The following is a 20,282-nucleotide window of genomic DNA, read 5'->3' as shown; positions in this document are numbered from 1 at the left end:
ATCTAAAAGATTTGCAGAGTCGTCGACTTTGCGCTGGCAGGGTTCAAATCCCCCCGTCTCCGCCATTGTGCGCATGTGAAGAACCCCTGCCGAGGCAGGGGTTCTTCACATTTCAGCGCAACGTCTGCACTGATGGCCGACATCCTGCGAGTCTTCAGCGAGAACACGTAGCATCGAATCATGAGCGACCCGACAGCGGATGACTACGAGCGGGCAAACCGCATCGGTCGACCCATCGGTCGCTTCATGGCGAAATGGCGGGGGCGGATCCGTGAGAAGCCCTGGCTCAACGTCGTCTATCGCGTGCTCATCACGCTCATCGGGGCTTCGGTGATCGTCATCGGGCTCATCCTGGTTCCCCTGCCAGGCCCTGGTTGGTTGATTGTGTTTGTCGGGCTCACAATCCTCGGCTCAGAGTTTCACTGGGCGAGGCGCTTCACGAGCTGGTTGCGGATGCAACTCTCCAGGTTCTGGATCTGGTGGAAAGCCTGGCGTGCGAGGAGGGCAGCAGGCAGTGGCCGTGCCGCCGAGCAATCCGGTGACTAACGGCGGTGACTCTCAGCGCAGTAGCGCTTACTGCCCAGGGGTTTGCCACGTTCCCCGGGGCTGGAAGCAACGACGCAGCGTTCAGGAAACGAGAAGGTCCCGGTCGGCGACTGCTGACCGGGACCTTCTGATCCACTGATTACTTGATAATCGGCAGATTGAATACGAACTCCGGGTGACCGCCCTTACGGTAAGCATCGGGTGCCTTCGCTGCCGCCATGATGTGGAAGACGAAGAGCACGACCGAGGCGACCCAGATGAGGAGGCCCAGGATCCACCCGATGTAGGGGACCATGCCGATAATCCAGCCGGCAATCACCACTCCGGTGCGTACGAGCGAGAAGTTGAGGTTGGCCACGTGGAATTCCATGGCCCGCTGGTTGCCCTTGTCTTTCTCGATGATCCAGAAGATGAGGGCGGGAAGCCACGTGAAGAACACCGATAACCAGTAGTTCAGCGTGATGGAGCTGACCGGGTCGGCTGCCTGTGGCTGTTGGTAGCCCTGTTGCGGTTGCTGCGGCTGCTGGTAGCCCTGCTGGGGCTGCTGCGGCTGCTGGTAGGCGCCAGCCGGAGGAGCCTGGTACTGGGGGGCCGCGGGCGGCGGCACCGGCGCCGCGGGCTGCTCAGGTGCGGCAGCCTCAGGCTGAGCGGGAGTGGGCTGCGCGGCAGCTTCGCCGGCGGCGTGCTGATCGGCGGCCTGGCCGTTGTTTTCTTCGGGGGGCAGCGTAGTCATTGAAGTCTCCTCAATGTGACATGTACGTAGTACACAAGCTACCGCAAGAACCGCGCGCCGCGGTAGAGCGATGGGAGGGTATCTACAAGTGTGGCGACACGCAGGGCTGCCTCGCCTTTAGAAAAGGTCGGGGCTGTGAGTTGCACCCTGCAAGATCGAAACATCGGCGTGGCGGTCAAAGCGGTACCCAATTCCGCGCACCGTGCGAACGATGTCTTGGTACTGGGCGAGCTTCACGCGAAGGCGTCGCACATGTACGTCGATGGTGCGCTCGCTCGGAATTTCGCTTTCTGCCGCGTCCGACCAGAGGGTGGTGATGATCTCCTCGCGGCTGACGGTTCGGCCCTCGCGCAACACGAAGTACTGCAGGAGCTCGAACTCGCGGAAGGTCAGCGGTGCTACCACGTTGTCGAGCAATACGCGCTTGCGCGACAGATCTATAGTGACTCCGCTGGCCGCACGGTCCTGGTTTTCCTTGGCCGTCTGTTTCTGGCGTGCGATCGCGGCAGGGTCGCCAAGGGCGAGCCGCACCACGTCGACGTCGCGACCGCCGACGCCCTCGGGTGCAAGCGCGACCGCAGCATAGGTTTCCGCAGAGGGCGACAGCTGCGCGACGAGATCTTTGATCTGGGCAACAATGGCCCCGAGTTTCGGGTCGCCGTCAGCGATCTTGTCGTCGGAAAGCCCTACGTAGACCGCGAAACCGCGAACCTCGGTGCCCTCGGGCACGCGTCGGGCGGGTGCGGGTACGAGATCAGATGTGAGGTCGGGGCGGGCCTGGGCAAGAGTCTGGGTCGTCATGATGATGTCCTTCAAGCGTGTGCCGCGAAAAACAGCGGCTGTGCGACCTACGGTCGCTTGGGTGTGAAGAGTTCAGCGTGCTTCGTTCGAGCTGATACTCAATGGATCGCGGCTTAAGCCGCAGCGGGCACCCAACCTCCGCGAATCGCGGGCAGGGGTGCGGGCAGAAATCCTTGCTAGAGGCACATTCGACAGCGCATCGCACCACCGCGGCACATCATGCCTGCGACCCCAAAGTTCACCTCAAGGGCGTACTGGGATGTCTTGGTGCGAGTCATGACGCATAGTTAACCAAATCCTTGACGAGAATGTCAAATGCGGGAGTGAGCCTAGTCGGCGGTGCCGTAGAGGCGATCACCCGCGTCGCCGAGGCCGGGCACTATGTAGGCGTTCTCGTCGAGTCCTTCGTCGAGTGCGCCGAGCACCAAGGTGACTTGCCGGTCGCCAGCCGCCTCGCGAATGGCCTCGACGCCTTGAGGCGTACCGAGGAGGCAAATGGCGGTAACGTCATCGGCGCCCCGATCAAAGAGGAATCTGATCGCTGCCGCCAGTGATCCACCGGTGGCAAGCATGGGATCGAGCACAAAGCACTGCCGACCCGCAAGTGAATCCGGCAACCGTTCGGCATAGGTCGTCGGCTGCAGGGTCTCTTCGTCGCGCACCATACCGAGGAATCCCACCTCGGCGGTAGGCACGAGTTTCACCATGCCCTCTAACATGCCGAGGCCGGCACGGAGGATCGGCACGACCAGTGGGAGAGGGTGGGTGAGTTGCACTCCCGAAGTTGTGGCGACGGGAGTCTTGATGGTGCACGGCTCGACGCGAACCTCTCGAGTCGCTTCGTAGGCGAGAAGCGTCATGAGTTCTTCGGTCAACATCCGAAAGGTGGGCTGAGAGGTCTTTGCATCGCGCAGAACCGTAAGCTTGTGGGTGACCAGCGGGTGCTCCGCGATAACAAGACGCATGGCACAACCCTACCGAAGAAGGCCCCTGTGAACTCGATCCCTGTGAGCTCCGCTGAGGCGGCGCACATGGAGCTCGCACTCGAACAGGCGCAGTTGGCGGCAGCGGCAGGCGAGGTGCCGATAGGTGCGGTCGTGGTGGACCGGCACGGCCTGGTTCGGGGTTCGGGCCACAACGCACGTCATACGTCCTCTGACCCGACCGGCCACGCCGAGATTGTGGCGATTCGCGAAGCTACCGCCGCCCTCGGAGACCGCTACCTCGAAGGGTGCACTCTCGTGGTGACGCTCGAGCCCTGCGTCATGTGCGCCGGAGTGATTCTCGCGGCACGCATTCCCCGGGTGGTCTTCGGCGCTTGGGACGAAAAGGCGGGTGCCGCAGGCAGTGTGTATGACCTCCTGCGTGACGGTCGACTCCCTCACCCAGTGCCCGAGGTTGTTGGCGGCGTGCGCGCCGAAGAATGCGCGCAGCTACTCGCCAATTTCTTCGTCGAGCGCCGCTAGCAACTAGTCGCTGGAGAGCATGACCACCGAACTCGTGGTGGGCTGAGCAGCGAGCGGGTCGATCCATACATCTGGCTCAATGTAGATGATGCGTGCCGCCGGAACTGCTTCGCGAACGCGACGCTCGGCGAGGTTCACGATCACAGAAACCTCCTTCATAGTGCGCTCGGCGGCGAGGCTAACTTTTGCCCCGATCATGAACTCGTCGGGGCCAACGTAGAGCGTCTTCATGTGAATGATGCGGTCGATGTCGCTGCTGGCGAGCAAGGCGGCCTCAATCTTCGCGAGGTCGTCCTCGTGCGCGCCCTCGCCCACGAGAAGGCTCTTGACCTCCCAACCGATCACCGCGGCAAGGAGGATGAGGAGCACGCCAATCGCGATGGTCGCGGCACCATCGAAGACGCTATTTCCAGTCAATACAGTGAGGCCCACCCCAAAGAACGCAATGACAAGGCCGAGCAGAGCGCCGACGTCTTCGAGCAACACGACAGGAAGCTCGGGCGCCTTCGACCGCCGGATGAACGTCATCCAGCTTGAGCCGCCCTTGTGTGGACGGCTTTCTCGAATTGCGGTGCGCAACGAGAAACTCTCGAGCACGATGGCAACGGTCAGTACTAACAGTGGGAGCCACCAGAATTCAAGGGGATGCGGATCACGAATCTTTGCGATCCCCTCGTACACCGAGAACACGCCGCCCATGGCGAAGAGCACAATCGCCACTACGAATGCGTAGACGTAGCGCACGCGACCGTGTCCGAACGGGTGCTCTTTGTCGGCTTTCTGCTTCGCGCGCTTGCCGCCGAGGAGGAGGAGGAGCTGGTTGGCGGCATCAGCGACCGAGTGCACGCTCTCCGCGAGCATCGAGGAGGAGCCGGAGAAGATCCACGCGATGAACTTCGTAATTGCGATGCCCGTATTCGCGAGGAATGCCGCGATGATCGCCTTGCTGCCGCCGGTCGCGCTCATGTGGTGAATCCCTTCGTCGCAATGCCTCCATCCTAGACTTGGGCCGTATGAGCGAAAAAAACGATAACCAGCCACTCCCGCGCGTCGCGATGCTGGGGGTCGGATCCATGGGTGGGGCGATCCTCGCGGGCCTCCGAGGCCCGGGTGAGCACACCAGTGGCCCCATCACCGTGACGATGAGTTCGTCCGCGAGCGCGGCCGCGTTCGCAGAGGCCGACGACGTCGTGGCGTATGCGGCCGAAGAGACCGCAGAAGCCAATCGGTGGGCTGTGCGAGGGGCTCAGCTGGTGATCCTCGCGGTGAAGCCGTGGCTCGTGCACGACGTGTTGCGGGAGGTCGCCGACGACCTCGAACCCCATGCCATTGTGGTGAGCGTTGCCGCTGGCATCACGACCGCAAGTATGGAGGCGCTGCTGCCGGCGGGAGTCTCAGTGGTGCGCGCTATGCCAAATACGCCGGCGAACGTTGGTCGAGGTGTCACCGGAGTGGCCGGGGGCGCTTCGGCAAGCCCACAAGCTGTCGATGCCGTGCGGCGTCTGTTCCAGACCGTGGGAGCGGTCATTGTGTTGGGCGAAGAGCGCCTCGATGCACTGGGCGCGGTGTCAGGATCGGGGCCGGCTTATCTGTTCCTCTTCGTCGAGGAGTTCACCGCTGCGGCCGAACGGCTGGGGTTCTCGCCGGAGGAAGCGCGCGTCTTGGTGCAGGGCACCGTGATGGGGGCTTCAGATCTGATGTCGCGATCCACTGACGAACCCGCGGAGTTGCGCCGCAGGGTGACTAGCCCAAACGGCACCACCGAGCGTGCGATCGAGGTGCTCCAGAGCGGCGAATGGGGTGGGCTCTTTGACCGAGCGTTTGCTGCGGCCATTGCGCGATCTCACGAGATTTCGCAGGGCTAGGGAGCTACGCGATCGCGGCGAAGCGTTCGACGTCAGCCCCGGCGCCCGACACGATGATGAGGTCGTGCGACGAGATGACCGTATCCTGCGTTGCGTGCGTGAATGGCTGTCCTGGCGTCTTCACCCCGACGACCGTGATGCGGTAGTGCGTGCGTACCCCGCTGGCTTTCAGTGACAATCCGCGGATCGAGCGGGGCGGGTACATCTTGGCGATGACGTAATTGTCATCGAACTGAATGAAATCGAGCATGCTCCCGCTGAGCAAGTGGGCGACGCGCTCGCCAGCCTCCCGCTCGGGGTAGATGACGTGGTTCACCCCGATGCGCTCGAGGATTTTGCCGTGGGACTGCGAGATCGCCTTTGCCCAGATCTGCGGCACTCCCAGATCGACCAGGTTGGCTGCGATGAGCACGCTCGCCTCGATTGACGCGCCAGTGGCCACCACGGCGATCTTGAAGTCTGCGGCACCGATCTGGCGCAGCGCCTCGATCGATTTGGCGTCGGCTTGCACCGCATGGGTGACGCGATCAGACCATTTCTGCACGAGGGCGGCATCGGTGTCGACCACGAGTACCTCGCGGTCCTGTCGGTCGAGCTGACCGGCGGTCGCGGCGCCGAAGCGGCCGAGCCCGATCACGATTACGGGTGCGTCAGAGCGGATGTCAACCAACGATCGGCCTTTCTTCGGGGAAGCGGAACATGCGGCGGCGGCTGGTTGCCGCGAGGGCGGCGGCCAGCGTTACCGTTCCGACACGTCCCGCCCACATGGTGGCGGAGAGCACGTACTTCCCGGCATCGGGAAGCGCCTCGGAGACGCCCGTGGATAGGCCACAGGTGCCAAATGCTGAGATCACCTCAAACAGCACGAGGTCGAGGGGGAGCTTTGTCATGTGCAGGATTGCGATTGATGCAGCAGCAACAATGGTGGATCCCCAGATCACGATGGAGACAGCGAGACGAAGCACCTCTGTCGGGATCCGCCGCTCGAATGCCTGCATGTCTTGGTAGCCGCGCGCCTCGGCGTACGCCGCGAGAAAGAGGACAGCGATTGTGGTGACCTTGATGCCGCCAGCGGTGGAGGCGGACCCGCCCCCGACGAACATGAGCATGTCCATCACCAGGAGGGTTGACCCGTTCATATCGTTCGGATCCATGATGCCGAGTCCGCCCGAACGGGTCATGACTGAGGTGTAGCCGGCCGACATGATGGTCTGCCAGAAGCCCTGACTGCCGAGCGTTTGACTGTTGTTGAACTCGAGTGCGCCGATGCCGAGCCAGCCGAGGAAGACGAATGCGATTGTCGTGGTCAGCGTGAGCTTCGCGTGCAGGCCGAGGCGTTTATTGCGCTTCCACCCGCGACCGGCCACCATGCGGTAGATGGCGAAGATCACCGGAAACCCGATGCTGCCGAGGAACACCCCCACGGCGAGCACCGTCAGCATGTAGAAATCGGTCGCGAAGGGTTCGAGACCGCTTTCGAGAGGGACAAACCCGGTATTCGTGAAGGCTGAGGCAGCGAGATAGAACCCGTTCCACAGCGCGGAACCGAAACCGAATCCCTCCATCATGAGCCGGGGAACGATCAGCAGGGTCAGGGCAGCCTCGATAACGAGAAGACTGGCGGCAACGGCCGCAAGCAGGCCACCAATGTCGCCGAGGCCCACTGCCTGGCTTTCGCTCGTGCCCTTGCTGGTGCGGGCCGGGTTGGTATCTGCAGCAGCGAGGAGCCGCTGGCGTAAACCGAGACGACGAGTGACCGTGAGTCCGAGCATGCTGGCGAGCGTGAGAACTCCGATTCCGCCGATCTGGAATCCAGCGAGAATCACGATATTCCCAAACACAGACCAGTGCGTCGCCATGTTGACAGTGGTGAGCCCGGTCACACAGATCGCGGATACCGCAGTGAAGAGGGCATCGGCCAACGGGGTGACTTGCCCAGACGCGCTCGCGAACGGGAGGGCGAGTAACGCTGTCCAGAGCAGGATCAAGCCGGTGAACACGAGCAGCGCGAAACGGGCAGGCGAGGATTCAATCAGGGCGTGAAGCCATGATTTCTGTGTCAGTGGTGCCGAACCCCGACGGGTCCTCATGCGCGCCCTCACACAACCTTCTTCCCATAGTTCGCACCTGGTCAGGCGAGTTGGCCGCAGGCTGCAGCCACCGCACAGGTCATGCTACAACGCGGATCGCCTGTACTCAGATACCCTTGTGGCTATGCCAGACATATTCGGGGTCATCGCGGACGCGACCAGGCGAGATATTTTGCAGGTGCTCCTCGAACGGCATGTGCAGGATTCGGAGATTAGTGTCTCTGAAATTGTGTCGCAGCTTGAAATGAGCCAGCCCACAGTGTCGAAGCACCTGAAGGTGCTTCGTGAGGCCGAGCTCGTGTCAGTGCGGGAGGAAGGCCAGCACCGCTTCTACTCGTTGAATCCTGAACCGCTCGAGATGATCGAGGATTTTGTCATCCCGTTTCTTTCAGCTGGCTTCGACACTGAGGTGACGGTTGAATACGTCTCTGAGACGGGTGAGCTCATGCCCGACCCGGAGGGGCGCTTCGGCGGCGGCTTCGGTGAAGATGCCCGTGATGAGGAAGTGCTGCCCGACTCCACAGCCGCGGCCGCGGAGAGGATCGGGCGTGTCGCCGCGCGAGCTGAACACCGAGTGAAAGAACTCGTCGCCCGCTTCAAACTGCGCGAATAAGCGCATCTCGCGGGGCCCCACGCGCCGTTTCTCAGCGCGCGGTTCGCGCTCGCAGTCTCGTCGCGGTATTATTGATGTTTTGTGGGCCACAAACTGGCGGCCCTATAGACGTTGTGAGGTTACCGTGGGTTCAGTCATCAAGAAGCGTCGCAAGCGCATGTCGAAGAAGAAGCACCGCAAGTTGCTTCGTAAGACGCGTCACCAGCGTCGCAACAAGAAGTAGCAAGAATGGGCGGTTGGCGGTAGTTGTGTGCTGCTGTCAGCCGCTTGTTTATGCCATTTTTGGGGTTGCCTGAGGTTGCCGAGAACAGTCCGCAACTGGCACTCCTGCGGACTCTCTGCGGACAGGCTGCGGACTGCGGACTCACTTGCCGTGTTGGAAGATACCCCCAGCCCCGCGCGCACTGTGAGGCCCAGGACAATTGCGGGCTAACTTCGGGCAGCGGGTGACCCTCCCCTCCTACTTTGGCGTGCATACTTTCGGCATGACAGACCTCGCACATGCTCGCACCCTCGCGACCGGGCCGGTAGACGACTCTGCCGATATCGACGCGCTCAGGCTGGTCGTGCTGGAACTATGTGACGAGGTCGAGAAGCTGCGCGGCGAAACAAAGAAACGCCCCTGCAGTGTCCCGAAGGACGCCACAGGGGCATAGCTGTACCGCGACTAGAACAAATCAGTGAAATGTTGCGCTGCGGGTTGGCTTCTTTGCCGTTCCATCGTCAGCTACTTCGAAACTTGGCGCGACAGACGCGACACTGGCGAAAGCTCGCGAGAGCGCTTCGACGTCGCTCGCAACATTCGACTCCTTTGCAAGCTCAGCAATTTTCGCGTACAGCACCTGTGCGGTGGTCATCTTCGGATCGACACCAGCCATTTGAACCCCTTCTCAAAAACAATCAACGGTGAGCGAACTGCTCAATTCGGAACGTATCACCGACCACTGACAAATGGTGAGGCCCCCGGACTGATGCGGGGGCCTCTATGGAGCAGGTGAGTCTTAGAGCCGAAAGGATAAGAACTCTCGTCACCTTCGCCCTGAATCACTCAGGACGTTAACTCCGGTCTAAGGACAAGCTCCGAGCCTGCTGCTCAGCGCCACACCAGAGACTGGTGCCAGAGCGCCCGCCACCGTCAGGCACCTGATCGTACGGATATACCTGCATCAGAACCTCCGATCCGATCCCTGACGAACACGAGCACCACCAGCCGACGACGCGGCGGCGACGCGACCATCAGCGAGTTGATCAATATAGGCTTCGAACTCCCGGTTCCCAATCCTTAAAGTGATCATTTCTGGGAACGTCACTACCGGTTGACGAGTACTCTCTCCACCAAATGTGTTCGCAGCCGTGCGACTGATCTCCGCTTGACTGATCGTCGGAGCCGGCAAGTCGAAGCTTGTGCCAGCGACGGTGGACTGCAGATCGGTCATCGCTTTTCCGACGAGACCAGTATCCGCGAGACCCTGTGCGAGGCCTTCAATGAGGTTCACCCCAAATCCCTTGAACATTCGGGAAGGTGATGCGATGCCGAGGAATGAGAGGAACCCATCTACAGCGCCCCCGATAATGTCGAGCAGAGCCTCACCTACAGCCCCGGCTGATTCCCAGAGGCCCTTAATGAGACCGCCGATCAGGTCGATACCTGCCTGGATAAGGTCAGGGATCATTCCGATCAACGCGGCCACCATCTCCGGCACGAGCTTGATGACGGCCTCGATCAGGGCGGGGATGATTACCGGAATCGCCTTCACGATCCCGATGAACAGTTGAACCGCCCCATTAAGGAGCGCGGGGATCGCTGAGATCAACGTGGTTATGAGCACGGGGATGAGCTCGATTATGGCGGTGATCAGGAGCGGCAGGATCACCGGGATCGAGTTCACGAGTGCCGTGAACAGGCTGATCGCACCATCTAGAAGTACGGGAATCATGCCGATGATCGCGGCAATGATCTGCGGCAGCAGCTCAACAATCGCGGTGATCAGAAGCGGCAGTACGACTGGGATCGCATCAACGAGCGCGGTGAACAGCGTGATCGCGCCCGTGATGAGTGCGTCAAGACCTGAGATCAGTGCGTCGATGATTACCGGCAGTAAGGTCACCACAGCGGTGATGAGTTGCGGCACGATCTCTGACAGTGCTTGAACGATGCCCTGGAACAGGAGCAGCGCGCCCTCGATGAGTTGCGGTAGCCCCTCAGTGATGCCGGCAACCAAGATCGGGATTATCCCAAGGATTGCGGTCAAGATCTGGGGCAACGCTTCCGTGAGTCCCAGGATAAGCCCGCCGATAAGAACAATGCCGCCCGCGATGAGTTGCGGGGCTGCTGCAGCGATCGCAGTCACCAGGCCAGTGATGCCGCTCAGCACCGACGTAACGAGTGTGGGGACCATGCCGACAATGCCGTCGACGAGTGACGGGAACGCGTCCATCAGCCCGCCCATGATGGTGTCTTTGAGTTGCAGCAGACCGGTGATGAGGCCGGACAGGTCACCACCCTTGATCGCCTCGAGGTCGATACTCGCGGTCCACTCTTTCCACACGTCCAACAATGGCGACATCGAGTCGGTCAGCCCATCCACCTTCGTCGTGAATAGCTGAATCAGGGCAGTCGCGACTGGGAGAGCTGGCGAGATCCATGCCGCCCCCAATCGCGACAGCGCCGCCATCGAGTTTTGCAACGAGCCCTTGAATGAGCCGCCCATCGTCGCAGCGATGCCTTCCACAGCGGGACCGAGCGCGCTGTTGAACATGTCGGCGGTCACCGTGCCGGCTTCGATCATCTCGCGAAGCTCTGCGTTGTTCACGCCGAGGGATTCGCCCAAGTATTGCCAGATTGGTACGCCACGGTCGGCGAGCTGGTTCATCTCCTGGGTTGTCACCTTACCGTTGGCGGCAACCTTGTTGAAGATGGAACCCATCTCATCCATTGACGTGCCAGCGAGTGCGGCAGTGTTCGCGATGGTGGAGAGTACGCCCTCGAGCTGCTCACCGGGTTTGATGCCGGCAGCGAGCAGACCGACAGCCGAGTTGACTGCAGAGTCGAGACCGAACGCGGTGCCCTTCACAGACGAAAGCGCATTCTCGGTGATCTGTGCTGCGCGTTCACCTTCGTAGCCGAGCGCCTTGAGTTTCGTAGTCGCCTCATCGAGCTTCAGTGCCCGGGCGATGCCACCACCGATAGCGACACCAGCAAGTGCCGCAGTGATGCCAGCTACCGCGCCGACAGCAACTTTAGCCATCCCCGAAGCGGCGCTAGCAAATTTGCCCAGCCCACCCGCAGCGGTGTCCATGCCAGACGTGAACTTCTTCACGTCGGCAAGGACGGACACGACAACGGTTGATCCTGCCATGAGCGCCTCCTACTTCTTCTGCCGGCTCTTTTTGTACTCGGTAAGGATTGCTGACCACTCCCGCAACGTGAGGGCGTTCACTTCTGATGGCGCGAGCCCCAAATGAACGACCCCTATCGCGATGCGTTCAACGTGTGCGGCGCTCAGGCCGCTACGGCTTCCCCCAGTACGTCCCCTCCGAGAATGTCCTGAACCTCAGAGAGCTTGAGCATCTCAGCCTGCGAGTAAGTGAAAGAAGGGTCTTCGCGACGCTTCGCTAGGTACGCGAGCGCGGTCATGAACTTGCCCTTCGGTGCGTGATCGTCTGCGATCTCCGACAGAGAAAGGCCAGAGAGTTCCTCGAGCTGCGAGATCTCGCCAAGGGTGAGCTCTTCGAGAGAGAAGTTCGTTTTGATGTTGGACATTTTGGTCTCCTTATAAGAGGTTGTTGTTTTTCAGAATTTTGTCGACGCCTGCACGGATCATGCGTTGGGATTCCTGTTTCCGTGAGTCACGCGCCCGGTTCACTGCCATCGATCCGGTGATGCCACGTGCACGCCACCCGTACTCGATGACTCCCGCATATGGGGCCCTCGCACCGCCCATGCGGACCACAGCTTTCGTGCGGCCCTTACCTGCGCGGAGAGTGCTTTTCAGTCGGCCAGTCTTCGTTGGCACGTTTGCCGAGCTCACTACGGCTTGTCCGATCGCGTGCATGATCTCGTTCATGCGTTGCACGTCGACACCGGATTTGCGAAGCTCTCGGCTGAGCTTGGACAGGCCTTCTACGCGAACGACTGTGCCATCCCCGTAGAAGGTCCCGTCGAGGCTCATTAGGCTGCAACCGTGTAGTCGACGGGTGCCGAGGTTTTCGCGCCAGCATGAACAGTGACCGCCTTCACCCCGGTGCCTGCAGGCACGATGACTGCGAGCGTGGTATCCGACACGACGATGAGGTTGTCAGCCGACGTGATACCGAACTTCACGTCCGTCGCTCCTGACAAGCGGGTGCCGGTGATTACGACCTGTTCACCAGCCCCCTGGCCTGTGGGAGTAATCGACGAGATCACGGGGACACCGTCAATGCCTTCGTCCATGGTCGGATCGCCGTCGACCCGCCACTCGAAATCGAATGAGAACTCGTTCGAAGTTCCAGCTTCACCACCGACAGTTGGTCGTGGGCCGATCTTCACCTGACCGAGGAAGTGCGGCTCGTCAGCCGAAGCGGTTTGGTTGCCCTTTGGTGCGTACCGGAACGCGACAGTCTGCCCACTGTTCGCCCATGCATACCGCCAGAACGACGATGTTTGCAAGGACTGAATCGCGGTGCCCTTCACCAGATACTGGCGGCTTGGAGTGCCTGCAGCGTCCTCGAAGGTCGTGAGCCCACCGTCCTTATCGGTGTTCTCTAGGGTGACTGCGGTGACATCTGCCCAGACGTCGACCCCGCCAAAACTGAGGGCGAGTTTGTTGCCCTTAATGCGAATGCTGCTCATGATTACTCCTAGTTGTTATGACGTTCGTGTGCTGTCTTCGTCGAGGTCCGGTTTGCCGAGGACTTCCCACTCAAAGCCGAACGCGTATTCCCCGTTTCCAGCATCACCGCCGACAGTGGGTGGTGGGCCTATGTGCACCTTGCCGACGAAGTGCGGCCTGCTCGGCTCCGGTTCCTGGTTTCCGAGAGGCGCATATCTGAAGTCGATTCGCTGCCCTGCGTGTGACCAGGCGTACCGCCAGAACGAGTTCGTGTCGAGAGACTGAATCGCCGTACCTTGAAGGAAGTATCGGAGATTCATGGGTAGAGGGTGGCCCTGGAAGTCGCGGAGAGGTTGACCGATCGGAACGTTTGTCAGAGACGCGCTGGTGACGTCTGCCCAATAGTCGACCCCGTCGAATGTGAGCGAGAGGGCTGAGCCCTTCATGCGTGTGCTGCTCATCGTTCCTCCTACAGTTCGACCGGTTGTGTGGTGGTGATGGTTGCTGCCAGGTATTCCGCATTCGATACGGTCAGGCTCCACGGGTCGGACACCTCAGACACTGAGATGCCCGCATTAACAAGCTCAACGACCGTGTCGACGATGAGTCCATCCAGCGTGTTCGAAGCGGTTTCGTTTACTTTCCCAGCCGCAACTACTACGACCTCGAGGCCCATTCTGAACGTGCCGAACGTGTCGCCCGAGCTCAGGTATGGGGAACCCGGGAGCACGATCGCTGCAGGGGGCACGAGCCGCCCGGGCATGAACGGGTGCGCCTGAGCCCCGGTAGCATCACTAGCCAGTGTTGCAACGGATTCACGAACTGTCTGCAGAGCGTTCATGCGATACCTACCCCCGTGAAGGGTTGCAAGATCGGATAGGCAGCGATCATTGGATCTCGTGCCACCCGGATCGGAGACTGACCGTCAGCGGTCGCGAACTGGGCGATACCGTTGGGTGCTTGCTTGCGGTGAAACAGTTCACTGCCAACTTCAAGTACCGCCCGGTCGGCGATCGCAGAGGGAACAGAAGCTTGCCCGACAAAGCGCGTGACGAGCGCGTCGGCTTGCGCCACGCATTCGGCCACGAACATCGCGTCAGAGGCAGGAGCGCCACAATACAGGCGCAACTGTTCTATACGCCCATCTGGGGCTTCTGTTCCCTCTGCCATGATTAAGCCCCGAACTTCACCGGCACGACGCCAGCGGGGATCTCAGCAGCAACTGCGCCGTACCGGTACACCGCGAACGACTTGCTCAGGTTCAGAATGTTCTCGTCCTGTAGTGACACGAGGGCCGAATCGTATTGGCGGAGAGCGAGCTTGTTGACGAACGTGGCTTTGTCGCCCGAAGCACCCGTGTCGAGGAGTACCGGAAGTCCTGCCAGCGAACCGGTGAGGCCGGTAAGGTTCAGTTGCCCTGCGGTGTTCCCGTCTGCAACCTCAAGCACGCGATGGTTGCTAGTACGAAGCGAGTCGAGCTTCTTGAACACGCTTGCCGAGACGATGAGCGCTTCAGGTGCGAGTGCGATGCCCTCATACTTGATTGCTGCATCAATGACAGCTGCGGTCCAGTTCACGTCGGTGCCAGCGGCAAGGGTAGCGCCGAGGCCAACAACCCCAGCATCTGCTGCGATCGCTGCACGGGCCGTCACCAGGGCATCGAATGCGGTTCGAAGCACAGACTTCTTGCGCGCTCCAGCTGCAAGGGCGAGACCGTTCAAAGAGGTGTTCAAGACGCCGACTGACGCCCGTTCGATCTCCTGGCGGGTTAGCTCGGTGCCGCCCGCGTAGGTCTTCACTGGGGCAGTGCGAGTGGTGATCGAGACCTTACCCATCGCAATGTCAGCGCCCTCAGTAGCCTGCTCAGCGACGGAGAGAGTGTTGGTGTCCAGCTCAGCGAACTCGATGCTCATGCCAGTCGACGGAAGAGTGCCGGTCGAGAACACGGACGCGAGCACGCTTGAAGATGAATCGAATAGACGGGTCAGGTCGCCCACCCAGCCCGGCTTCAGTGTCGTTCCAAGGTCAGCGGTCGTGCCGCCGGTATATGCGCGCTGCAAGTCGTTGTAGGCGCTGATCGTGGTGTCATCGCCCGCAGCGATAGCCTTCAAGACTTCGCCCACGGAACGCGTATCGGCGACCGGTGCCTCGTCACGAGTGACGAACACCTCCTGACGGCGTTCGAGGTCGTCCATGCGCTCTCGAACCTCGATCAGGTCGCTCTCAGTGAATGTTTCAGTCATTATGCCTCCAGAGGCTTCGGGGTTCTTATGTCGAACTTCAGTGATTGATGCGTCAACGCCATATGCGCCGAACGGGACAAGCGACACTTCCCGAACACGAATACGGTCACGGGTGATGACCGTCGTGCCGTCCTCACGAGTCGCCATCGTGTCGGAAATGGATTCAAAACCGATCGACAGTTGAGCGATCACGCCGTCGCGAGACAGGGTCATTGCGTCATTACCGAGCGCGGTGTCAGACACCTTTGCGCGGATCCGCCACCCATCTGCCGTTGACTCCGCCTCGATGAGCTTTCCAATCGGGTCGGAGTGCCGCCAGAACAGCAGCGCGCCATCAGAGTCCTCGACTGCGTCGCGAGCGATCCGTTCAACGAAGTTCGGGCCGATTGCAGCATCACGGTCGTAGGGCACGGCGATGCCGGAGATCTCACGCAGTTCGACATTCACATCGTCGGCGCGGAACTCGAACGAGCGGGTTAATAGTTCATTCATTTGTGTCCTCCGCGCGGGGTTCAGGTGTGCTCACCATCGGTGTCAGCCCTTCGATCTCACGCACCTCCGCGACTGTCATCCAGCCGCCAGTCAGTGCAAGGTTGTGTGTCGCATACCGGGTCTGAGCATCAGTACGCAAGAGCGCCTCGACGTTGAACTTCGCATCAGTGCCACGTTGCAGCAGCTGCGAGAACGCATCCTCAATTTCGACGAGGTACTGCATCAACGAGAAGCGCACATAGCCGAGCCAATCCTGCGCGATGTTCGAATACGTCTGGGTGTTGCCCTCGACAGTTGCCAACATGAGCGACGCGGGGACACCGAACAGGCGTGCGATCGACGTCGTGTTGAACTTCTGTGCCTCAATCCACAGGGCATCCTCTGGCGAAAGGAAAAGCGGCGTGAACTTCATGCCAGCACCGAGTACCGGCACCCCATCACGATCAGAGGTCGCTGCCTGCCACCTCGTGCGCGTTTCCTGCGCCGCTTCCTGAGTCATCGCCTGATCGCTCGTCAGATAGCCGGCCACGGGAGCACCCGACCCGCTGAACCAGTTCCCTGCATAGTCGCGCACATCCATTGCACCGCGCATCTCACGTTGCGCAGCCTGGATCGGTCCAAGCCCTGACGGAGTGCCAGGGACACGTAGGAGACGAAGATGTTGGATCTCGTTGGCCTGGAACTCGCTGCCCTTGTACCCGTACTTCACGACCTGCCCTGCAGCGTTCGTTTGCATGGTTACGCTCAACGGGTTCAGAACTTCAAGGTTCGCTACGCCGCCTCGACTGTCACGCTTGATGCGCCAATACGCATTACCAGCGCACGCGAGCGACACGACGGTCTCTTCGAGGAACACTGAGCGGGTCGCATTGATGTCGGGTCGGCGTAGCCATGTTGGTGACTGCGCCCGGGTGAGTTCGACACCATCGCGGAATGCAGCGAACGAGAGTTGTTTAACCGCAATTGTGTGAATTGAGATAGCTCGGTACACGATCGACAGGCCGAGAGCGTCACCGACGCCGACGTGCTGTTCGTCTTGAGATCGTGAAGGGATGACGAAGCTTGGGTCGGCTGGGGTGTCATCGCGCATCAGCCAGTCGCGAAGCTTCGAAATCAGAGTATTTGCCACACTCTAATTTTCTCAAAAACCCCGTCTGATCTGCTAAAAAACCTGAAGTGAGGGTGCTCTGAACGTCTCGATGACATACGCTCCGAGCATCGTCGAAATGACACCATCAATCGCAACCGAAGAGTCCTTGCGGCTCACCCGGAACGCCTCACCAACGTTCTTGCGCACCGTGCGCGGAACCTGCTGCGCCAACAATGGATCGCCAGCGTGACGAAGCCTCCCAGAGGTCAACAACGCGTAGAACAGGGCTGACGCGCCCGTCACGTCACCAAGCGTCGCCGTGAACACCGGCAACCCATGCATACGCAGTTCATCCAGCAAAGGCCGCAGCGAGTAATTATCGGCGGCATACGTGATGGGGTTGTGCTTGTTCAAACGCATGCAGAGATCGACGAGCTGTTCGAGAGTTGGCTTCACGATGGAAGCGACCACTTCAGACCAGACCAGACCGTTCTCGTCCTTCACCGTCGCCGTGATCGTCGCATACCCCCAATCGGGTGTGCGATCGATCGCGAACACCGGACGCGCAGACGGTAGGGACTCATCGGGTCGGCGTGCAGCTTTCATCCACAACTCTGCAGGGATGAACGCGCTCGACCGCTTCGTGAATACGTTCAACCGGTAACGCAACTGATCCGCGAGTGGCAGGGCACGCACATCAGACAGCACCGCTTCGGCGTCTAAGCGCCCCGAAGCGACCGAAGGGTTCGCCATAGCAAGATAGCTCATCAGCTCGTCGTCATCGTCCGGCACGCGGGCTTCTGGTGCCTCCCACACGAAGAACCCCATGCGTGTGTCGGTGTCCTTGATCGCCTCAGCGCCGCGCTCATACAAATCCAGCAGCAGTTCGGAGTCTTCATCGCCAGCGGTTGTGATCCCAGCGACGAGAGTGTCTGGCCGTCCACCAGTACCAGCGACCAGAGCCGACCAAAGATCCTGCTTGATGAGGTGCAGCTCGTCACACACCGCCAACCTCACCGGAATGCCCTGCAGTGCAGCACCCTTCGCAGCCTTCAACTCATACGTGCTGCCCGACTTCGACGTGATACCCCGAGTATCAGTCATCCGCTCAAACCGCTTCGCCAGCGCACGGTTCGCAGTGATCGCCATTAACGTGCGTCGGTACACAAGGGTCGCCTGCTCGCGCGACGACGCGATACCAACGACGTAGGCCATCGACCAAATAAGCATCGCCCAAAGACCTAGCGCTGCAGCGATTTCCGTTTTCCCATTCTGTCTGCCGAGACTCACCACAACCTGCCGGAAACGAAGCTGCCCAGCACGAGGATGCCCCTCAGGGAACACCTCAGTCAGATGCCGCAGCAGCGACTCCTGCCACCCCTCCAGCACATACCCAAACGCCGTCTTCCACACGATACGAAGCAAAGGCAACCACGGATCAATCGCAGCCTCGAAGCCGTCAGAGAGCGGCGCAGTGAACCGCTGAGGCGGCCAAGGAGCAATCAATGCCCAGCCTCCCGCAAAGCCTTCTCCAAAGGATCATCAGCATCAGGATCCACAGGCGCAGACTTCCTAAGCGACCGCATGATGAGCCCCCACTGCGCAATAAGCGGAGCAGGGTTCGAAAGCTGCTCACCATCAAGACGAGCGGCCAGAAACTCGAGCGCAGTCACCTCAGGGGAATGCTCGTCACCCAACCAAGGACTAGCGCCCTTGAAAGCAGCCAAAGACTTAGCGAATGTTGCCATGATCAGGCCTTTCTAGAATGTTTTCAACCCGTTTGTGCACGAAAGAGTGGGGCGGGCGATGCGCAGGGGTCTCCTCAGAAAAACCCCTGGTCAGGAGAGTATTTGTATTCGTGTGCATCGTCGATCCTAGAGTCCTGTTATCCAGCGCTTGTTGAACCAGGGCATTCGTGTCAGGATGCGGTCTTGTCGTGTGGAGTTGCAGCTGCGGCACGCGCTAATCAAGTTGTGCATGTGGTTCGACTCTTCTTCGGACACGAACGGCATGATGTGGTCGACTGTGGCGTCGAACCCTTCGATGCCTTTGCCGCAGTAGGTGCACTGCCATCCGTCTCTGTCGAGTACGTGCAGGCGGAGCTTCTTCCACGCTGTTGTGGTGAGGTCTGGGCGACGGCTCATGCTGCCCTCCGTGCGTGGTTGCGTTGCTGGTGTGCGTGGATAGTGAGGGCTGCACTGGTGGGGTCGTGCACTGGCCCGAGCTGCTCTTTGCAGGTTTGGCAGGTGATGACTGCCCCGAATGGGCCGGTGCCCGCTACCGGGACATCTGACCAGTACCCTTTGGGGAGATGATCTAGGTACTTCTCGATGTAGCCTCGGCGGCGACGGAAGTAGTGTTTTGCGCATAGTTGCTTGGCGAGCACGGTGCTGGTGCAGTGTTCCTCTGTGCAGAGCTTCATTTGCCCTCCCTGAGTTCTCGGTCTCGGTCATCGCAAATGTCGTGAACCATGTCGACGAGGCCGCGAGCTTTGTCGAATGGGACGAGGACGAACTGGTTGAACGTGCGGATCTGGATGAGTTCTTCGACGCAGCCGTCGGAGTTGGTCCATGTCCTGCGGCGCACCCGCACGCGTGGGTCGAGGGGGTTCATGCTTCCCCCTGGGTTGGAAAGGTGGTGACTTTCTTGTCGAGCATGCCCTCGATGGTCACGATGTGGTGGCACTCAAATTCGTCTTGAGGAGTTAGACAACTGCAGTCCCAACCCCGGCGCGGATTCCACTTGACGAGATAGTCATCGATGATGGCTACGACCCCGGCCTCTTTCGACCGAATCCCCAGAACGCGAAGAAACTTGGCAGACATGACTAAGCCACCTCCGACTGAGCCAGCCCAGTGGGGCAGTGACGACACAAACGGTCAACTGTCACGCCATGAGAGCAATAGCCAGGATCGGAGGCAGGCACTCGACCAAATAAGGGAGTTGCTACTGCAGGGGGTCTATCTCCGTCACCGTCGCCGTCGCCGTCACCCGTGCCCTGCCTGTCAGTACCAAACTTTACACCAGTACTGACCGTACTATGGCTTGTTTTCAACGATCCTCCTTGTATATCTCTTGAGCCAGAGCCAGAGCCTGAACTCGTGTTCCTGTCCTGTCCTACGTGGTCGGCCACTGAACCGGTAACGTGACCGGTAACAGGGCGTGAGGCACCCTTGTCTCGATACCTTTGCTGGTTCGCCTTCTTGCGCTCCTTGTAGGCGCGGACGTTCGCAGCGAGCTCTTGCCCTAGCCCACCGTGGTGAGCCTTCTTATCCCAGTCGATGAACTGGTAGCCGTCTGGTGTTGCTTTCCAGATGCCTTCGTCTTCGAGCAGCTTGTAGGCGTGCGGACGTACTTCACCAGAGGCGTGAAGTTGTGCGAGGTAGCGGCGTTTGACGTGTCCGTCGGTGCCTGCCTCGTTTGACCATGCGATAGCGCGTGCGAGGAAGCCGAAGATAGCGTCGGGCATCTCTGCGAAGCGGGGCTCGCTTACCCACTTGCCTGGGATACGGCCGTCAGTCATTGTTCC

29 protein-coding genes are annotated in these 20,282 nt (G+C 60.4%); 6 read left to right on the top strand and 23 right to left on the bottom strand.

All coding sequences use genetic code 11. The features are described from left to right. Positions 1 to 180 precede the first annotated feature (180 nt). Entirely contained in the window at positions 181 to 546 is a 366-nt protein-coding gene (locus ACTNFJ_RS10115; RefSeq protein ID WP_435906184.1) for a TIGR02611 family protein, read from the top strand. Between the two features lie 139 nt (positions 547 to 685). Here the strand turns inward: ACTNFJ_RS10115 and ACTNFJ_RS10110 are convergent, their stop codons facing one another. The 3 genes from ACTNFJ_RS10110 to upp form a co-directional block, all read right to left on the bottom strand. After that, positions 686 to 1,279 (bottom strand): magnetosome magnetite crystal formation protein family, encoded by a 594-nt coding sequence (locus ACTNFJ_RS10110; protein ID WP_435906183.1) that lies wholly within the window; start codon positions 1,277 to 1,279, stop codon positions 686 to 688. Between the two features lie 117 nt (positions 1,280 to 1,396). Next, positions 1,397 to 2,080 (bottom strand): winged helix-turn-helix domain-containing protein, encoded by a 684-nt coding sequence (locus ACTNFJ_RS10105; RefSeq protein WP_435906182.1) that lies wholly within the window; start codon positions 2,078 to 2,080, stop codon positions 1,397 to 1,399. A gap of 329 nt (positions 2,081 to 2,409) precedes the next feature. Continuing rightward, the gene (upp, locus tag ACTNFJ_RS10100; RefSeq protein WP_435906181.1) at positions 2,410 to 3,045 is read right to left on the bottom strand and encodes a uracil phosphoribosyltransferase; all 636 of its coding nucleotides are present in this window, start codon (positions 3,043 to 3,045) and stop codon (positions 2,410 to 2,412) included. Between the two features lie 66 nt (positions 3,046 to 3,111). Between upp and ACTNFJ_RS10095 the strand changes: the two genes are divergently transcribed. Next, the gene (locus ACTNFJ_RS10095) at positions 3,112 to 3,546 is read left to right on the top strand and encodes a nucleoside deaminase (RefSeq protein ID WP_435906218.1); all 435 of its coding nucleotides are present in this window, start codon (positions 3,112 to 3,114) and stop codon (positions 3,544 to 3,546) included. A 3-nt stretch (positions 3,547 to 3,549) separates the two neighbouring features. Here the strand turns inward: ACTNFJ_RS10095 and ACTNFJ_RS10090 are convergent, their stop codons facing one another. Then, positions 3,550 to 4,512 carry a cation diffusion facilitator family transporter gene (locus tag ACTNFJ_RS10090; RefSeq protein WP_435906180.1) on the bottom strand — a complete coding sequence of 321 codons (963 nt, stop codon included), beginning with the start codon at positions 4,510 to 4,512 and terminating at the stop codon, positions 3,550 to 3,552. A 47-nt stretch (positions 4,513 to 4,559) separates the two neighbouring features. On the opposite strand from ACTNFJ_RS10090, the gene proC reads away from it, so the two are divergent. Next, positions 4,560 to 5,411 (top strand): pyrroline-5-carboxylate reductase, encoded by an 852-nt coding sequence (gene proC, locus ACTNFJ_RS10085; protein WP_435906179.1) that lies wholly within the window; start codon positions 4,560 to 4,562, stop codon positions 5,409 to 5,411. Positions 5,412 to 5,415: 4 nt separating this feature from the next. Here proC and ACTNFJ_RS10080 read toward each other — a convergent pair whose 3' ends face one another. Together ACTNFJ_RS10080 and ACTNFJ_RS10075 are read right to left on the bottom strand one after the other, a co-directional pair. Continuing rightward, a complete protein-coding gene (locus ACTNFJ_RS10080) occupies positions 5,416 to 6,081 on the bottom strand; it encodes a potassium channel family protein (RefSeq protein ID WP_435906178.1) in 666 nt (221 codons plus the stop codon). After that, positions 6,074 to 7,501, bottom strand: a complete 1,428-nt coding sequence (locus ACTNFJ_RS10075; RefSeq protein WP_435906177.1) for a TrkH family potassium uptake protein — start codon at positions 7,499 to 7,501, stop codon at positions 6,074 to 6,076. The genes ACTNFJ_RS10080 and ACTNFJ_RS10075 overlap by 8 nt, the downstream gene beginning before the upstream one ends. A gap of 124 nt (positions 7,502 to 7,625) precedes the next feature. On the opposite strand from ACTNFJ_RS10075, the gene ACTNFJ_RS10070 reads away from it, so the two are divergent. From ACTNFJ_RS10070 to ACTNFJ_RS10060, 3 genes are all read left to right on the top strand, one after another. Beyond that, a complete protein-coding gene (locus ACTNFJ_RS10070; RefSeq protein WP_435906176.1) occupies positions 7,626 to 8,114 on the top strand; it encodes an ArsR/SmtB family transcription factor in 489 nt (162 codons plus the stop codon). A gap of 124 nt (positions 8,115 to 8,238) precedes the next feature. Beyond that, positions 8,239 to 8,337: a 30S ribosomal protein bS22 gene (locus ACTNFJ_RS10065; protein WP_005504750.1), complete on the top strand. Its 99-nt coding sequence runs from the start codon at positions 8,239 to 8,241 to the stop codon at positions 8,335 to 8,337. Positions 8,338 to 8,599: 262 nt separating this feature from the next. After that, on the top strand, positions 8,600 to 8,770 hold the full coding sequence (locus ACTNFJ_RS10060; protein ID WP_435906175.1) for a hypothetical protein: 171 nt from the start codon (positions 8,600 to 8,602) through the stop codon (positions 8,768 to 8,770). Positions 8,771 to 8,791: 21 nt separating this feature from the next. On the opposite strand, the gene ACTNFJ_RS10055 is transcribed toward ACTNFJ_RS10060, so the two are convergent. The 17 genes from ACTNFJ_RS10055 to ACTNFJ_RS09975 form a co-directional block, all read right to left on the bottom strand. Beyond that, the gene (locus ACTNFJ_RS10055; RefSeq protein WP_435906174.1) at positions 8,792 to 8,992 is read right to left on the bottom strand and encodes a hypothetical protein; all 201 of its coding nucleotides are present in this window, start codon (positions 8,990 to 8,992) and stop codon (positions 8,792 to 8,794) included. Positions 8,993 to 9,280: 288 nt separating this feature from the next. Then, positions 9,281 to 11,473 carry a phage tail protein gene (locus ACTNFJ_RS10050; RefSeq protein WP_435906173.1) on the bottom strand — a complete coding sequence of 731 codons (2,193 nt, stop codon included), beginning with the start codon at positions 11,471 to 11,473 and terminating at the stop codon, positions 9,281 to 9,283. Positions 11,474 to 11,616: 143 nt separating this feature from the next. Next, entirely contained in the window at positions 11,617 to 11,877 is a 261-nt protein-coding gene (locus tag ACTNFJ_RS10045; protein ID WP_435906172.1) for a hypothetical protein, read from the bottom strand. A gap of 10 nt (positions 11,878 to 11,887) precedes the next feature. Further along, positions 11,888 to 12,286 (bottom strand): hypothetical protein, encoded by a 399-nt coding sequence (locus ACTNFJ_RS10040; RefSeq protein WP_435906171.1) that lies wholly within the window; start codon positions 12,284 to 12,286, stop codon positions 11,888 to 11,890. Further along, positions 12,286 to 12,948 carry an IPT/TIG domain-containing protein gene (locus ACTNFJ_RS10035; RefSeq protein ID WP_435906170.1) on the bottom strand — a complete coding sequence of 221 codons (663 nt, stop codon included), beginning with the start codon at positions 12,946 to 12,948 and terminating at the stop codon, positions 12,286 to 12,288. The genes ACTNFJ_RS10040 and ACTNFJ_RS10035 overlap by 1 nt, the downstream gene beginning before the upstream one ends. A 15-nt stretch (positions 12,949 to 12,963) precedes the next feature. Further along, positions 12,964 to 13,389: a hypothetical protein gene (locus tag ACTNFJ_RS10030; RefSeq protein ID WP_435906169.1), complete on the bottom strand. Its 426-nt coding sequence runs from the start codon at positions 13,387 to 13,389 to the stop codon at positions 12,964 to 12,966. A gap of 8 nt (positions 13,390 to 13,397) precedes the next feature. Continuing rightward, the gene (locus ACTNFJ_RS10025; protein WP_435906168.1) at positions 13,398 to 13,769 is read right to left on the bottom strand and encodes a hypothetical protein; all 372 of its coding nucleotides are present in this window, start codon (positions 13,767 to 13,769) and stop codon (positions 13,398 to 13,400) included. After that, a complete protein-coding gene (locus ACTNFJ_RS10020) occupies positions 13,766 to 14,098 on the bottom strand; it encodes a hypothetical protein (RefSeq protein ID WP_435906167.1) in 333 nt (110 codons plus the stop codon). Before ACTNFJ_RS10020 ends, ACTNFJ_RS10025 begins: the two co-directional genes overlap by 4 nt. Positions 14,099 to 14,100: 2 nt before the next feature. After that, positions 14,101 to 15,663, bottom strand: coding sequence for an HK97 family phage prohead protease (locus ACTNFJ_RS10015; RefSeq protein ID WP_435906166.1), 1,563 nt, complete (start codon positions 15,661 to 15,663; stop codon positions 14,101 to 14,103). Beyond that, entirely contained in the window at positions 15,656 to 16,792 is a 1,137-nt protein-coding gene (locus tag ACTNFJ_RS10010) for a phage portal protein (protein ID WP_435906165.1), read from the bottom strand. Before ACTNFJ_RS10010 ends, ACTNFJ_RS10015 begins: the two co-directional genes overlap by 8 nt. Positions 16,793 to 16,825: 33 nt before the next feature. Further along, positions 16,826 to 18,259, bottom strand: coding sequence for a terminase large subunit domain-containing protein (locus ACTNFJ_RS10005; RefSeq protein WP_435906164.1), 1,434 nt, complete (start codon positions 18,257 to 18,259; stop codon positions 16,826 to 16,828). Continuing rightward, positions 18,256 to 18,501, bottom strand: coding sequence for a hypothetical protein (locus ACTNFJ_RS10000; protein ID WP_435906163.1), 246 nt, complete (start codon positions 18,499 to 18,501; stop codon positions 18,256 to 18,258). Before ACTNFJ_RS10000 ends, ACTNFJ_RS10005 begins: the two co-directional genes overlap by 4 nt. 126 nt (positions 18,502 to 18,627) lie before the next feature. Beyond that, entirely contained in the window at positions 18,628 to 18,897 is a 270-nt protein-coding gene (locus ACTNFJ_RS09995; RefSeq protein ID WP_435906162.1) for an HNH endonuclease, read from the bottom strand. Next, complete coding sequence (locus ACTNFJ_RS09990) at positions 18,894 to 19,175, bottom strand: hypothetical protein (RefSeq protein ID WP_435906161.1); 282 nt, start codon at positions 19,173 to 19,175, stop codon at positions 18,894 to 18,896. The genes ACTNFJ_RS09995 and ACTNFJ_RS09990 overlap by 4 nt, the downstream gene beginning before the upstream one ends. Beyond that, positions 19,172 to 19,366 carry a hypothetical protein gene (locus tag ACTNFJ_RS09985; RefSeq protein WP_435906160.1) on the bottom strand — a complete coding sequence of 65 codons (195 nt, stop codon included), beginning with the start codon at positions 19,364 to 19,366 and terminating at the stop codon, positions 19,172 to 19,174. The genes ACTNFJ_RS09990 and ACTNFJ_RS09985 overlap by 4 nt, the downstream gene beginning before the upstream one ends. Then, on the bottom strand, positions 19,363 to 19,578 hold the full coding sequence (locus tag ACTNFJ_RS09980; protein ID WP_435906159.1) for a hypothetical protein: 216 nt from the start codon (positions 19,576 to 19,578) through the stop codon (positions 19,363 to 19,365). Before ACTNFJ_RS09980 ends, ACTNFJ_RS09985 begins: the two co-directional genes overlap by 4 nt. Positions 19,579 to 19,580: 2 nt before the next feature. Continuing rightward, positions 19,581 to 20,276 (bottom strand): hypothetical protein, encoded by a 696-nt coding sequence (locus ACTNFJ_RS09975; protein ID WP_435906158.1) that lies wholly within the window; start codon positions 20,274 to 20,276, stop codon positions 19,581 to 19,583. Positions 20,277 to 20,282 lie beyond the last annotated feature (6 nt).

This window comes from Leucobacter shiyiweii, from assembly GCF_052446065.1.
Classification (GTDB): Bacteria; Actinomycetota; Actinomycetes; order Actinomycetales; family Microbacteriaceae; genus Leucobacter.
This window is presented reverse-complemented; position numbering and strand designations above follow the sequence as displayed.